Source organism: Baekduia sp. Peel2402 (genome assembly GCF_052567285.1).
In genome coordinates, this window is record NZ_CP199582.1 from 4,402,644 (window position 1) to 4,416,116 (window position 13,473).

General features: G+C 71.1%; 13 protein-coding genes. 12 read left to right on the plus strand and 1 reads right to left on the minus strand.

Annotated features, from left to right (window positions below):
* The first annotated feature begins 9 nt into the window (after positions 1-9).
* The gene (locus ACT01A_RS21580; RefSeq protein WP_445149163.1) at positions 10-777 is read left to right on the plus strand and encodes a type III pantothenate kinase; all 768 of its coding nucleotides are present in this window, start codon (positions 10-12) and stop codon (positions 775-777) included.
* A gap of 13 nt (positions 778-790) precedes the next feature.
* A complete protein-coding gene (locus ACT01A_RS21585) occupies positions 791-1,831 on the plus strand; it encodes a pyridoxal-phosphate dependent enzyme (protein WP_445149164.1) in 1,041 nt (346 codons plus the stop codon).
* A 422-nt stretch (positions 1,832-2,253) separates the two neighbouring features.
* Here ACT01A_RS21585 and ACT01A_RS21590 read toward each other — a convergent pair whose 3' ends face one another.
* Positions 2,254-2,610 (minus strand): hypothetical protein, encoded by a 357-nt coding sequence (locus ACT01A_RS21590; RefSeq protein ID WP_445149165.1) that lies wholly within the window; start codon positions 2,608-2,610, stop codon positions 2,254-2,256.
* Positions 2,611-2,646: 36 nt separating this feature from the next.
* Here ACT01A_RS21590 and ACT01A_RS21595 point away from each other — a divergent pair, with 36 nt between their 5' ends.
* The 10 genes from ACT01A_RS21595 (at position 2,647) to radA (ending at position 13,443) form a co-directional block, all read left to right on the plus strand.
* Positions 2,647-3,648 carry a tRNA dihydrouridine synthase gene (locus ACT01A_RS21595; RefSeq protein ID WP_445149166.1) on the plus strand — a complete coding sequence of 334 codons (1,002 nt, stop codon included), beginning with the start codon at positions 2,647-2,649 and terminating at the stop codon, positions 3,646-3,648.
* Between the two features lie 119 nt (positions 3,649-3,767).
* Positions 3,768-4,250, plus strand: coding sequence for a transcription elongation factor GreA (gene greA / locus ACT01A_RS21600; protein ID WP_445149167.1), 483 nt, complete (start codon positions 3,768-3,770; stop codon positions 4,248-4,250).
* Positions 4,251-4,264: 14 nt separating this feature from the next.
* Positions 4,265-5,761, plus strand: a complete 1,497-nt coding sequence (gene lysS, locus ACT01A_RS21605) for a lysine--tRNA ligase (RefSeq protein ID WP_445149168.1) — start codon at positions 4,265-4,267, stop codon at positions 5,759-5,761.
* 280 nt (positions 5,762-6,041) lie between these two features.
* Positions 6,042-8,669 carry an ATP-dependent Clp protease ATP-binding subunit gene (locus ACT01A_RS21610; RefSeq protein ID WP_445149169.1) on the plus strand — a complete coding sequence of 876 codons (2,628 nt, stop codon included), beginning with the start codon at positions 6,042-6,044 and terminating at the stop codon, positions 8,667-8,669.
* Between the two features lie 104 nt (positions 8,670-8,773).
* Positions 8,774-9,166, plus strand: a complete 393-nt coding sequence (locus ACT01A_RS21615) for a cyclic nucleotide-binding domain-containing protein (RefSeq protein WP_445149170.1) — start codon at positions 8,774-8,776, stop codon at positions 9,164-9,166.
* A gap of 77 nt (positions 9,167-9,243) precedes the next feature.
* On the plus strand, positions 9,244-9,462 hold the full coding sequence (locus ACT01A_RS21620) for a CDGSH iron-sulfur domain-containing protein (RefSeq protein WP_445149171.1): 219 nt from the start codon (positions 9,244-9,246) through the stop codon (positions 9,460-9,462).
* Complete coding sequence (locus tag ACT01A_RS21625) at positions 9,459-10,502, plus strand: PLP-dependent transferase (RefSeq protein WP_445149172.1); 1,044 nt, start codon at positions 9,459-9,461, stop codon at positions 10,500-10,502. The genes ACT01A_RS21620 and ACT01A_RS21625 overlap by 4 nt, the downstream gene beginning before the upstream one ends.
* 10 nt (positions 10,503-10,512) lie before the next feature.
* Entirely contained in the window at positions 10,513-11,289 is a 777-nt protein-coding gene (locus tag ACT01A_RS21630; RefSeq protein WP_445149173.1) for a VOC family protein, read from the plus strand.
* A gap of 216 nt (positions 11,290-11,505) precedes the next feature.
* Positions 11,506-12,000, plus strand: coding sequence for a hypothetical protein (locus ACT01A_RS21635; protein WP_445149174.1), 495 nt, complete (start codon positions 11,506-11,508; stop codon positions 11,998-12,000).
* Positions 12,001-12,054: 54 nt separating this feature from the next.
* Positions 12,055-13,443 carry a DNA repair protein RadA gene (gene radA, locus ACT01A_RS21640; RefSeq protein WP_445149175.1) on the plus strand — a complete coding sequence of 463 codons (1,389 nt, stop codon included), beginning with the start codon at positions 12,055-12,057 and terminating at the stop codon, positions 13,441-13,443.
* The last annotated feature ends 30 nt before the right edge of the window (positions 13,444-13,473 follow it).

Genomic DNA, 13,473 nt, shown 5'->3' on the forward strand with positions numbered 1-13,473 from the left:
TGCGCGCCGATGCTCCTCGTCGTCGACGTCGGCAACACCCAGACCCACTTCGGAACGTTCCGCGGGGACGAGCTGGTCGAGCACTGGCGCTTCGCGACCGTGCGCACGTCGACCAGCGACGAGCTGGGCGCGGCGCTGCGCAACCTGCTGGAGCTGCGCGGGGTCGGCCTGGCGGACCTCAGCGCCTCGATCGTGTCCTCCACCGTGCCGCAGCTGGAGCCCGAGTGGCTGGCGATGGCCGAGCACTACCTCGGGCACCGCATGCTGGCCGTCGGGCCCGGGATCCGGACGGGCATGCCGATCAAGATCGACAACCCGCGCGAGCTCGGCGCCGACCGGCTGGTCAACGCGGTCGCGTCCTACGAGCGGCTCGGCGGGCCGTGCATCTCGGTGGACTTCGGGACCGCGGTGAACTTCGACGTGGTCAGCGCCCAGGGCGAGTACATCGGCGGCGTGCTGATGCCGGGCGTGGAGATCTCGCTCGACGCGCTGACCTCGCGCGGCGCGAAGCTGCCGCGGATCGACCTGGTCGCGCCGCGGCGGGCGATCGGCAAGGGGACGGTCGACGCGATCCGCTCCGGCGTAGTGTTCGGCTTCGCGAGCGCGGTCGACGGCCTGATCGGCCGGATCCAGGACGAGCTGGGCGAGGAGGCGGCGACGATCGCCACCGGCGGCCTGGCGGGCGTGGTCGTGCCGCACACGACGGCGATCGGCGCGGTCGACGACCTGCTGACGCTCAAGGGCCTGAAGTTGCTGCACGAGCGGAACGCGTCCTAGGGGCGGTTGCGCGGTGGCTCGGGCGGTCGTCAACCGGGCGCTGGCGGTGGGCGACGTGCGCGCGCAGGACGGCGCGGACGCCCGCGCGTTCCACGACGGGTTGGCGGGCTACGCGCCGACGCCAGTCCGGGAGCTGGAGCCGGGCCGCGTCTGGATGAAGGACGAGTCGGCGCGCCTCGGGCTGCCGGCGTTCAAGGTGCTCGGCGCGTCGTGGGCAGTGGAGCGAGCGCTGCGCGAGGTCGCGGCCGCCGGCGAGACGGTCCACACGCTGGTCGCGGCGTCTGCGGGCAACCACGGCCGCGCGGTGGCGCACGTCGCCGCGCTGCGGGGCCTGGCCGGCCGGATCTTCCTGCCCGCGCGGTCGGCGGCGGCGCGGCGCGCGGCGATCGCGTCTGAGGGCGCGGAGGTCGTCGTCGTGGACGGCGGCTACGAGGAGGCCGTCGCGGAGTCGGTCGCCGCGGGAGAGCAGGACGGCGTCCTGGAGATCGCCGACGTGGGGGACTCCGGCCCGGCGCGCTGGGTCGTCGACGGCTACGCGACGCTGTTCGCCGAGCTGGGCGATGTCGATGCCTATGACTTGATCATCGTCCCGGTGGGGGTCGGCTCGCTGGGCGCGGCGGCTGCGCGCTACGGCGCGGCGGCCGGGATCTCCGTGGTCGCCGCTGAGCCCACGACCGCCGCGTGCCTGGCTGCGTCGTTGGAAGCGGGGGAGCCGACGACGATCGTCACGCCCGGGACGACGATGGCGGGCCTCGACTGCGCCGAGGTCTCGGCCTACGCGTGGCCTGATCTGCGCGCTGGGATCGCGGGGGCGATCGCGGTGAGCGATTTTGAGGTCCATGGCGCGATGGCCGATCTGGCCGCTCGTGGGTACGCGATCGGCGACTCGGGCGCGGCGCCGCTGGCGGCGCTGCGGGCGTTGCGGGAGGACCCGGAGTGCGGGGCGTTGCGTGACGCCGTCGGCTTCGACGACGGCGCGACGCGGGTGCTGCTGGTTGCCACGGAGGGCGTCACGGACCCGGAGGGGTACGCGGGGGTTGTCGCGCGGGCGTAGGTGGCGTTCGGTGCGCGGCGTTGTTGGTGGTGCGGGGCGTTGGAGAGGGGCGGCGAGGGAGTGAAGCCGGGTGGGCGTGGCCGGCGCTTGGTGTCGTCCTCGGGCTGCCTCTTGGGCGCGGGGGGAGCGTTCGGGGCCGAAGGATCGGTCCGGGTCGCGCTGACCGGAACTATTCCGGCTCACGCGACCCGCATCCCGAAACCGGCCCTCATGGAGCACCGAATGGGATCCGGGTCGAATAAGCGTCGTATATCGACTATTAGGCGACCCGGATCGACCCTTCGGCCCCGAACCGCCCTCCCGAGCCCGGCCACACGCCCAAGGACGACCAACAGCGGTCGCCACGCCACAGCGCTCTCACTCCCTCGCCGGATCCTCTCCAACCCGGAGCACCACCACCCACACCCCGCACTGAACGCCCCCTAGGCCCGCGGCGGCACCCCAACAAAGTCCGGCCGCAAAACCACGCCGTCATAACCCCGAACCTCCCGCCGCCCCCGCAGCAGCTCCTCGACCAGCGCCAGCGCCGCCGCCGCATCCGCGAACTCCGAGTGCATCGCCGAGCAGCCCACGACCACCACCTCCCCCGACGCCTGCGCCCAAACGCTGAACGCGATCTCCGAAGCATGGGCCAGCACGACCTCCACGCCATCCCCCCGCGGCGTCGCCTTCGTCATGGCGACATCCAGCAGCGGTGGCGCCAGCGCGTCGAGCAGCGCCACCAAACCGCTGAAGAACGCCAAGGGCAGCGGGGCCAGGCGGCTGGTGTCGAGCGTCAAGGAAGGCACGAAGCCCCTCTATCCTGAACGCAAGACATGACGCCTCGTCCCGCCCTCACCGATCCCTGGGAGCTCGCTCCGGGCATCACCGTGCCCAACCGCGTGCTGCTCGCACCGCTGGCCGGGATCGGCAACTGGTTCGTGCGCCTGCAGGCCGCGCGCCATGGGGCCGGAATGGCCTACAGCGAGATGGTGTCTTCGTTCGCGATCCACTACGGCAACGAGAAGACGCTCACCGAGCTCCTGCGAGTCCACCCGGACGAGGGCCCGACCGCGCTGCAGCTCTTCGGGCAGGACCCGGACGTCATGCGCTCCGCGGCGGCCTATGTCGCCGAGCACGTGCCGCAGGTCGACGTGATCGACCTCAACATGGGCTGCCCGGTCCCGAAGGTCTGTAAGACCGGCGCGGGTGCGGCGATGCTCAAGGACCCCGACACCGCCGTCGCGGTCGCGCGCGCCGCCCGCGAGGGCTCGGGCAAGCCGGTGACGGTCAAGCTGCGCAGCGGCTCGGTCCCCGGCGACACGAGCGGAGTGGAGCTGGCGCATCGGCTCGTCGAGGAGGCCGGCGTCGCCGCCATCACCTTCCACCCGCGCTCGGCCAAGGTCCATCACAAGGGCACGCCGGACTACGACCTGGCCGCGGAGCTGGTCGCTTCGCTGCCGGCCCCGGTGATCCTCACCGGCGGGCTGCACACGGTGCAGGACGTCGAGCACGCCTACGAGCGCACCGGCGCCGCCGCGGTCATGCTCGCCCGCGGCTCGCTCGGCAACCCGTGGCTGTTCGAGCAGCTCCTCGGTCTGCGCGAGGAGGACCCCTCCGCCGCAGAGATCCTTGCCGAGTGGCACTGGGTCATGGATCGGGCCGAAGAGCACCTCGGGACCGACCGCGCGGGCCGTTACCTACGCAAGTTCCACCCCTGGTACGTCGAGCGCCTCGGCGGCTCGAAGGACCTGCACACGGCCATGCAGCAGACGTCGAGCATCACCGAGGCACGCGCGGTTTTGGACGCGCATGCCGCCGTGGCACCAATGGTCTAGAAGACCCTGGAATCCCGGCGCTGGTAGTGGGTACCTGCGTCGCTATACTGCCGCGCTCGCTGGGCCCGGAAGACGCCGCTGGCTGACCCGGACCCGGACCGGTCTATCCCCCTCACTGAATGCCTCGAGACGTCATCCTCACCCCAGAAGGCCTCACCAAGCTCAAGGACGAGCTGGAGCATCTGCAGAAGGACGGCCGTCGTGAGGTCGCCGAGCGGATCAAGGAAGCGCGGGAGTTCGGGGACATCTCGGAGAACTCCGAGTACGACGACGCTAAGAACGCGCAGGCGATGTTGGAGACCAAGATCGCCCAGCTCGAGGAGCGCATCCGCGCCGCGACGATCGTCGATCCGTCGGAGCTGTCCTCGGACATCGTCGGCGTCGGCTCGACCGTCCACGTCAAGGACGAGAAGACCGGCAAGTCGCAGAAGTTCACGATCGTCGGCTCGGCGGAGGTCAACCCGGCCGAGCTGAAGGTCAGCAACGAGTCGCCGATGGGCCGCGCGCTGCTCGGCCACAAGAAGAACGACTTGGTGTCCGTCGCCGTCCCCAAGGGCCCGGCGCGGAAGTTCAAGATCACCAAGATCGACGTCGGCGTCTAGGCTCCGCACTCACCATGGCTGAGCCCGACGCACAGCCGGGCGAAGAGCCCACGGCTGAGGATCACAACGCGCTGCTCGCGGTCCGCCGCGAGAAGCTCGACCGCCTGCGCGCGGACGGGATCGACCCGTATCCGCCGTCCTACCCGGGCGTCGTCCCGTCGCAGCAGGTCCGCGACGAGAACCAAGGCCTCGAGGCCGGAGCAGAGACCGAGAACGCCTATCGCGTCGCCGGCCGCCTGACCCAGCGCCGCGGCCAGGGCAAGATGGCGTTCCTGGACCTCGTCGACCGCTCCGGCCGCATCCAGCTCCAGGCGCGTCTCGACGTGCTCGGCGAGGAGAAGATGCAGCGCCTGCTCGGCGAGGTCGACCTCGGCGACATCATCGGCGTCGACGGCACCGCGTTCGTCACCCGCCGCGGCGAGCTGTCGCTGCGCGTCGACGACTACGCCGTCCTGGCCAAGGCGCTGCGCCCGCCGCCTGACGCCCATTACGGCCTGCGCGACGTCGAGACCCGCTTCCGCCAGCGCGAGCTGGACCTGATGGCGTCTGCCGACGCACGCGACCTGTTCGTCAAGCGCGCCAAGATCGTCGCCGCCGTCCGTCGCTTCCTCGACGACCGCGGCTTCGTCGAGGTCGAGACGCCGGTCCTGCAGCCGCTCTACGGCGGCGCCGCGGCGCGCCCGTTCACCACGCACTTCAACGCGCTGGACCGCGACTTCTACCTGCGGATCGCGACCGAGCTGTACCTGAAGCGGTTGATCGTCGGCGGCCTGGAGCGCGTCTACGAGCTGGGCAAGGACTTCCGCAACGAGGGCATCTCCTACAAGCACAACCCCGAGTTCACGATGGTCGAGTGGTACGAGGCCTACGCGGACTACGAGGACATGATGGCCGCCGTCGAGGAGCTGTTCCCGCGCGTCGCGGAGGCGGCGCAATACGACGGCGAGATCGACTTCACCACCACGCCCTACCGCCGCGTGCCGCTGATCGACGCGATCCAGGAGGCCACCGGGATCGACGTCATGGCCCACGAGACCGGCGACGCGCTCGCCCAGGCCATCAAGGACGCCGGCATCGACATCCCGACCGACGGCCTCGAATGGCCCGGCCTCGTCGACGACCTCTTCTCAAAGAAGGTCGAGCCCACGCTGGTCCAGCCGACGTTCGTCGTCGACTACCCCAAGGCGCTGTCGCCCTTCGCCAAGGACCACCGCGACAAGCCCGGCCTGGTCGAGCGCTTCGAGTTCTTCGCCAACGGCATGGAGGTCGGCAACGCCTTCACCGAGCTCAACGACCCCGACGAGCAGCGCGCCCGCTTCGAGGCGCAGGTCCGCCTGGCCGAGGCCGGGGACGAGGAGACCACGCCCTACGACGAGGTCTTCGTCGAGGCGCTGGAGCACGGCATGCCGCCGACCGGCGGGATCGGCATCGGGATCGACCGCCTGGTCCTCCTGATGACCGGCCACAAGTCGATTCGCGAAATCGTGCTGTTTCCCGCGATGCGGGACTAGCGCGGGATCGAACCGGGCGCTTTCGCGACCCATTCCCGTCTATTGCGGGTCGTTTCGGAGGTCCGGGTCCGCGTCCTACGGCGCGGTAGACTGGCCTATGCCCGCCGAACGGACCTGATCTGCTCATCCTTCCGGCCCCTACGGTCGAATAGAAGGGTAGATCGGGTAACTCGGTGACCTCCAGCACCGTTTCACCTTCAGCGACGAATTTCCATCCGGACCACCTCTTCGACCGACCGCTAGCGACTCTCCCCCCGCAGTAGGAAGGACGTTCCCCAAGATGTTCGAGCGATTCACAGAGCGAGCCCGCCAGGTGGTCGTGCTCGCCCAGGAAGAGGCGAGGACGCTCAAGCACAACTACATCGGCACCGAGCACATCCTGCTCGGGCTGCTGCGCGAGGAGGAGGGGCTCGCCGCCCGCGTCCTCGAGTCGCTCGACATCACCGTCGAGCGCGTCCGCGCGCAGGTGGTTCGCATCGTCGGCTCTGGCGAGGAGGTCACCTCCGGTCAGATCCCGTTCACGCCGCGCGCCAAGAAGGTGCTGGAGTTGGCTCTGCGCGAGGCCCTGAGCCTCGGCCACAACTACATCGGCACCGAGCACATCCTGCTCGGCCTGGTCCGTGAGAACGAGGGCGTCGCCGCCCGGATCCTCCTGGACTTCGACGCCGACTCCGAGAAGATCCGCAACGAGGTCATCCGCATGCTGAGCGGGCCCGGCGGTCGCCGTCAGGGCGGCCAGGGCACCGGCACGGCTGGCGCCGCGGGCGCCGGAGCGGCGGGCGAGGGCAAGAAGTCCTCCAAGCTGCTCGACCAGTTCGGCCGCAACCTCACCAAGCTCGCCCAGGACGGCAAGCTGGATCCGGTCGTCGGTCGCGAGAACGAGATCGAGCGGATCATGCAGATCCTCTCGCGCCGCACCAAGAACAACCCGGTGCTGATCGGCGAGCCCGGTGTCGGCAAGACCGCCGTGGTCGAGGGCCTGGCCCAGCGGATCACGAACGCCGACGTGCCCGAGCTGCTCAAGGGCAAGCAGATCTACACGCTGGATCTCGCGGCCCTCGTCGCCGGTTCGAAGTACCGCGGCGAGTTCGAGGAGCGCCTCAAGAAGGTGATGAAGGAGATCACCCAGCGCGGCGACATCATCCTGTTCATCGACGAGATCCACAACCTCGTCGGCGCGGGTGCCGCAGAGGGCGCGATCGACGCCGCCTCGATCCTGAAGCCCGCGCTGGCGCGTGGCGAGCTGCAGACGATCGGCGCGACGACGCTCGACGAGTACCGCAAGTACCTGGAGCGCGACTCCGCGCTCGAGCGGCGCTTCCAGCAGATCCGCGTGGAGCAGCCGTCTCCCGAGGAGACGGTGCAGATCCTCAAGGGCCTGCGCGACCGCTACGAGCAGCACCACAAGATCGAGATCACCGACGAGGCCCTCGAGGCCGCGGCGGAGCTCGCTGACCGCTACATCTCCGACCGCCAGCTGCCCGACAAGGCCATCGACCTCATCGACGAGGCCGCGTCGCGCATGCGCATCAAGTCGATGACCTCGCCCCCGGTCTACCGGGAGCTCGAAGAGGAGATCGAGGAGACGCGCCGCGCCAAGGAGGCCTCGATCGAGGCGCAGGAGTTCGAGAAGGCCGCCAGCCTCCGTGACACGGAGCGGCGTCTGACGAACAAGAAGCGCGAGCTCGAGGAGCAGTGGGAGGCCGGCGAGGCCGAGGGCGCCGAGCGTCCGGCCATCGGCGAGGAGGAGATCGCCGACATCGTCTCGATGTGGACCGGCATCCCGGTGTTCAAGCTCACCGAGGCCGAGACCCAGAAGCTGATGCGCATGGAGGACGAGCTCCACAAGCGCGTCATCGGGCAGCACGCCGCCGTCGAGGTCATCTCGAAGGCGATCCGCCGCTCGCGCGCCGGACTGAAGGACCCGAAGCGGCCCACGGGCTCGTTCGTGTTCCTCGGCCCGTCGGGCGTCGGCAAGACCGAGCTGGCCCGCACGCTCGCCGAGTTCCTGTTCGGCGACGAGGACTCGATGATCCGCATCGACATGTCCGAGTACATGGAGAAGCACGCGGTGTCGCGCCTCGTCGGGTCGCCTCCCGGCTACATCGGCTACGACGAGGGCGGCCAGCTCACCGAGGCCGTGCGGCGCAAGCCGTACTGCGTGCTCCTGCTCGACGAGATCGAGAAGGCGCACCCGGACGTCTTCAACATCCTGCTGCAGATCCTGGAGGACGGTCGCCTGACCGACTCCCAGGGCCGCACCGTGGACTTCCGTCACGCCATCGTGATCATGACGTCGAACATCGGCGCGTCCGAGATCGCTCGGAACACGCCGCTGGGCTTCGCCGTGAGCGACGACGAGACGGGCATGACGTACGACGACATGAAGCTGCGCGTCATGGGCGAGCTCAAGAAGGTCTTCCGGCCTGAGTTCCTCAACCGCATCGACGACGTCATCGTCTTCCACAAGCTGCAGAAGGACGAGATCAAGACGATCGTCGAGCTGCTGCTGCGTCGCATCCGCGAGTCGCTGGCCGAACGGGAGCTCCAGCTGGAGCTGTCCGACGACGCCAAGGACCTGTTGGTGGAGAAGGGCTGGGATCCCGCGATGGGCGCCCGTCCGCTGCGCCGCGCGATCCAGCGCTACATCGAGGACCCGTTGGCCGACTTCGTCCTGCGCGCCGAGCTGATGCCCGGCGGCACGGTCATGGTTGGCAAGGCCCCGGAGGACCGCCCCGAGGGCGATCCCGAGGTCACGCTGGAGGTGGTCGCGCCGAAGAAGGCGCCCAAGCCGGTCGGCGTCGGCGCCGCGGGTGAGGCATCGGAAGGCTCGGACGAGCCGGCCGAGGACAAGGTCCTCCCGGGTGAGCCGGACGCGTCGCGCTCGGAGAACCCCGAGGTCGAGTAGCTCGCGCCTTTCAAGGCATAGATGTCGATCGAGGGCGGCCCATGTGGCCGCCCTCGGTCATTCCGGGTTGTCACGAATCCGCTCGATCGGGAAGGATGCGCGTCATGGACACCGCACGGCTCAAGAGCATCCCGGTCTTCTCCGACCTCGACGACGACGCGCTGTCGCAGGTCGCCGCGCTGGCGGCGGAGGTGTCGGTGCCCGCCGGCAAGGAGCTCGTCCGCGAGGGCGACTACTCCTACGACGTCCTCGCGATCGAGGAGGGCACGGCCGAAGTGACCCGTGGCGGCGAGAAAATCGCCGAGCTGGGCGCGGGCGACGTCATCGGCGAGATGGGCGTCCTGGAGCGGTCGCAGCGCAACGCGACGGTGGTGGCGACGTCGTCGATGTTGTTGGTGACCTTGACGTCGTGGGACATCCGCAAGCTGAAGAAGTCGGCGCCGGCGGTGGTCGACCACCTCGTGTCGCTGGTGGAGAAGCGCAAAGAACACGCCTGATCGCTCGCCCAGGGGCGAGGATCAGGTCGCGGGTGTTCGCCCAGAGGGCGAAACCCGCACCGCTTAGGCTTGGTCCCATGGCGGTTGAGATCAAGGTCCGCGACGACGGGCCCTACAAGATCACCGGCGCGGTGCGGATCGTGGACGGCGAGGGCGTCGAGCTGACGCCGCCGCCCGACGACCGCGGCCGGCCGATCGTGCTGTGCCGGTGCGGGCAGTCGCAGAGCAAGCCGTTCTGCGACGCGGCGCACAAGGGCAGCGGCTTTGAGTCGTGTGTGCGGGCGGCGGCGCTGTGAGCGGCGCGGGCCAGGGCGACTCCACGCGGGTCGTCCACGCGGGCCTCGGCGATCCGGCGCACGGCGCGCCGTTCCTGGCCGGGCCCGTGTTCCAGGCGGCCAACCACTGGGTGGGCGACGCCGGGCCGGGCGGCTACGGGCGCACGGGCAACCCCACGTGGAGCGCCTACGAGGACGCGCTTGCGTCGCTGGAGGGCGGCGATGCGCTCGTCTTCGCGTCGGGCATGGCGGCGGTGGCGGCGACGCTGCTGCCGGTGCTCGGTCCCGGCGACGTGCTGGTCGCTCCGCACGACGCCTACCCCGGCGTGCGGGTGATCGCGACCGAGCACCTCGAACGGGCGGGCGTGGAGGTGCGGTTCGTCCCCTCCTCGACCGACGCGTTCGTGGCCGCCGCCGACGGCGCGACGGTGCTCTGGGTCGAGACGCCGTCGAACCCGGGCCTCACGTTGGTGGACATCCCGCGGCTCGCCGCGCTGCCGCCGCGCCTGGTCGTCGACGGGACGCTCGCGACGCCGTTGCGCCAGCGCGCGCTGGACGACGGCGCCGACGTGGTGGTGTCGAGCGCATCGAAGCACCTGACCGGTCACAGCGACCTCGTATTGGGGTACGCGGCGACGCGCGACACCGAGTGGCTGGGGGCGATGCGCTCCTGGCGGGCGATCGCGGGCGCGATCCCGGGGCCGTTCGAGGTCTGGCTCGCGCATCGCTCGCTGCCGACGTTGGCGGTCCGGCTGGAGCGTGCGGAGGCCAACGCGCGGGCCTTGTTGGAGGCCTTGCCCGCCTCGCTCGATCCGCGCTACCCCGGCTTCGGCTCCGTCTTGACCTTCACCCTGGAGAGCGCCGACGCCGCCCAGGCCTTCCTCGCCCGCTCCGCGCTGGTCGCCGAGGCCACCTCGTTCGGCGGCGTGCACTCCTCCGCCGAGCGCCGTGAGCGCTGGGGCACCGACGACGTCCCGCCCGGGCTGATCCGCTTCAGCGCGGGGATCGAGGACACGACGGACCTGGTGGAAGACGTTCTGGGCGCGCTGGCGGCTGGGTAGGCTCGCGTTCATGGGACGCCGCGAGCAGGGATACACGCCGGGCACGCCGTGCTGGATCGACCTGACGACGCCGGACGTCGAGGGCGCGATCGCGTTCTACGGCGCGTTGCACGGCTGGACGGCGCGCGAGGTGATGGAGGGCGCCTACTGGTACTTCGAGCACGACGGCGCGGTCGTAGGCGGGCTCTCGGCGCTCAACGACGAGCAGCGCGCCGCGGGCATGCCGCCAGCGTGGTCGATGTACGTGAACGTCGAGGACGCGGCTGCCTCGGTGGCGTCCGCGGAGGCGCTCGGCGGGACGTCGACGCTGCCGCCCATGGAGATCCCTGGCATCGGGACGATGGCCGCCGTGGCCGATCCGCAGGGCGGCGTGACGCTGCTTTGGCAGCCGGGTCCGTTCGCGGGCGCCGAGGTCGTCAACGAGGTCGGCGCCTGGGCGTGGGACGATCTCCAGACCACGGATCCGGAGGGCGCCGCGCCGTTCTACGAGGGTCTGTTCGGCTGGTCGGTGGCCGAGATCCCAGGCGCGGGCGGGGCCTACATGTCGATCGCCCACGAGGGCCGCGGCATCGCCGGGATCATGCGCGCGACCCGCGACATCCAGCAGCCTTACTGGACGGTCTACATCGGGGTCGACGACGTCGACGCCGCGCTGAAGCGCTCCACCGACGCCGGCGGCCGCGTGATCGTCGAGCCGATGGCCGTCCCGACCGGGCGCTTCGCCGTCGGCCTCGATCCTCAGGGCGCGGTCTTCTGCGTCCTGGAGAGCAGCGCCTACGACGACTGACGCGCACGACCGCCGCCGCTGCTCGTCCTCGCCCTCAAGCTGACGCTCGCGCCCGCGTTCGTCGTCGGCGCGTCGCTGACCGCACGGCGGCTCGGCCCGCGCATCGGCGGCCTCGTCGGCGGGCTGCCGGTCGTCGGCGGCCCGATCCTGCTCGTCCTGGCGGTCGTCCACGACGGCCCCTTCGCCGGCCGTGCGGCAACGGCGGCGTTGTTGGGGTTGATCTCGTTGACGGGCTTTGTCGTCGCCTACGCGCTCGCCGCGCCACGCGGCTGGCCGCTGGCGCTGCTCGCCGCCTGGCTCACCTTCGCGCTGGGGACCGTCGCCTTCGCGCTGCTCACCGCCGCCGTCCACATCCCGCCGACGATCGGCCTCCTCGCCGCCTGCGCGTCCTTCGCCGCCGCCGCACGCTGGTTCCCGGCCACCGCCGACACGCCGAGCGCGCCGCCGCCCCCGCCACCGCCCGCCTGGGACCTGCCGGTCCGCGCGGCCTGCGCCGCTGCGATGGTCCTCGCCATCACCGCCCTCGCCTCCGCCGCCGGCTCCCGCGTCGCCGGCCTCCTCGCACCCGCGCCGATCATCACCTCCATCTTGGCCGCCTTCACCCACGCCCAGGCCGGAGCACCGACCGCGCTGCGCGTCCTGCGCGGCATGCTCACCGGCTTCTACGTCTTCGCCGCGTTCTGCTGGGCCGTTGCGGAGATCGCGCTCTAGAAGGCGCGCGACGGGCGGATCCATCGGGTCGCCGCCCTACTCTGGCTGGCCCGCATGCCGAAGCCCTCCACGATCCACGTCTGCTCCGAATGCGGCCACGCCGAGGCGCGTTGGCATGGCCAGTGCCCGGGCTGTGGTGCGTGGAACACGTTGGTCGAGGAGCGGGCGCCGGTGGCGTCCGCGCGCGGTGGCGGGGGAGGCGGCGGCGGTGCGATCGGGCGGCGCGGTGCGGCCGGGGCGGCGCTGACGCCCGTGGCGCTGCGCGACGTCAAGGCGACGGCGGTCGCGCGGCTGTCGACCGGGATCGGCGAGCTGGACCGCGTGCTCGGAGGCGGCCTCGTGCCGGGTTCGCTCGTGCTGCTCGGCGGCTCGCCGGGCATCGGCAAGTCGACGCTCACCGGCATGGCGATGGGGAACATCACCGGCGCGGGCAGCAGCGCGCTGTACGTCTCGGGCGAGGAGTCGGCGGCGCAGATCAAGCTGCGTCACGAGCGGCTGGAGCACGGCGCCTGCCGCGCGCTCGATGTGCCGGTGCTCGCGGAGACCGACCTGGACGCGGTGCTGGCGACGATCGAGCACCACCGGCCCGAGGTCTGCGTGATCGACTCGGTGCAGACGCTCAACGCGTCCGACCTCACCGGCGCGCCTGGCTCGGTCGGCCAGGTCCGCGAGGTCGCGGCGCGGCTGATGCGCACGGCGAAGGCGGTCCAGACGACCGTGATCCTCGTCGGCCACGTCACCAAGGAGGGCTCGATCGCGGGCCCGCGCGTGCTCGAGCACCTCGTCGACTGCGTGCTGCAGTTCGAGGGCGAGCGTGAGCGCACCTACCGCACCCTCCGCGCGCTGAAGAACCGCTTCGGCTCGACCTCCGAGACCGGCGTCTTCGAGATGAAGCAAGGGGGCCTGGTCGAGGTCCTGGATCCGTCCGCGCGGTTCGTGGGGGAGGCCACCGGCAAGCCCGGCTCGGTCGTCCTAGCCGCGATGGAGGGCTCGCGACCGCTGCTGGTCGAGGTCCAGGCGCTGGTCTCGCCATCCGAGATCGTGCCGCCGCGCCGCGTCGTCACCGGCATCGACCGCAACCGCCTCGCGCTCGTCCTCGCCGTCCTCTCCCGCCACGCCAACGTCGGCACCGGTTCCGCCGACGTCTTCGTCAACGTCGTCGGCGGCGTGCGCATCGACGAGCCCGGCGCCGACCTGGCGATCGCGCTGGCCGTCGCCTCCGCCCAGCGCGGCATCGCGCTGGGCACCGAGAACAAGCCGCTGGCCTGCTTCGGCGAGCTCGGCCTCACCGGCGAGCTGCGCACCGTCGGCCACCCCGAGCGCCGCGTCGAGGAGTCGACCAAGTTCGGCCTCGGCGCGCCCGTGCACCCCGGCTCCGCCCGGACCCTGCGCCACGCGCTCAAGGCCGCCTTCGCGACCGCGGGCGAGCCGGTCGCTGCCTAGCACGTCGCGGATCTCGGATCACCTGATCTG

Excerpts from the sequence above, each read along its gene's own strand:
- ACT01A_RS21580 (WP_445149163.1), top strand. The coding sequence starts at position 10 with ATGCTCCTCGTCGTCGACGTCGGCAACACCCAGACCCACTTCGGAACG.
- ACT01A_RS21595 (WP_445149166.1), top strand. The coding sequence starts at position 2,647 with ATGACGCCTCGTCCCGCCCTCACCGATCCCTGGGAGCTCGCTCCGGGC.
- greA (WP_445149167.1), top strand. The coding sequence starts at position 3,768 with ATGCCTCGAGACGTCATCCTCACCCCAGAAGGCCTCACCAAGCTCAAG.
- lysS (WP_445149168.1), top strand. The coding sequence starts at position 4,265 with ATGGCTGAGCCCGACGCACAGCCGGGCGAAGAGCCCACGGCTGAGGAT.
- ACT01A_RS21610 (WP_445149169.1), top strand. The coding sequence starts at position 6,042 with ATGTTCGAGCGATTCACAGAGCGAGCCCGCCAGGTGGTCGTGCTCGCC.
- ACT01A_RS21615 (WP_445149170.1), top strand. The coding sequence starts at position 8,774 with ATGGACACCGCACGGCTCAAGAGCATCCCGGTCTTCTCCGACCTCGAC.
- ACT01A_RS21620 (WP_445149171.1), top strand. The coding sequence starts at position 9,244 with ATGGCGGTTGAGATCAAGGTCCGCGACGACGGGCCCTACAAGATCACC.
- ACT01A_RS21630 (WP_445149173.1), top strand. The coding sequence starts at position 10,513 with ATGGGACGCCGCGAGCAGGGATACACGCCGGGCACGCCGTGCTGGATC.
- radA (WP_445149175.1), top strand. The coding sequence starts at position 12,055 with ATGCCGAAGCCCTCCACGATCCACGTCTGCTCCGAATGCGGCCACGCC.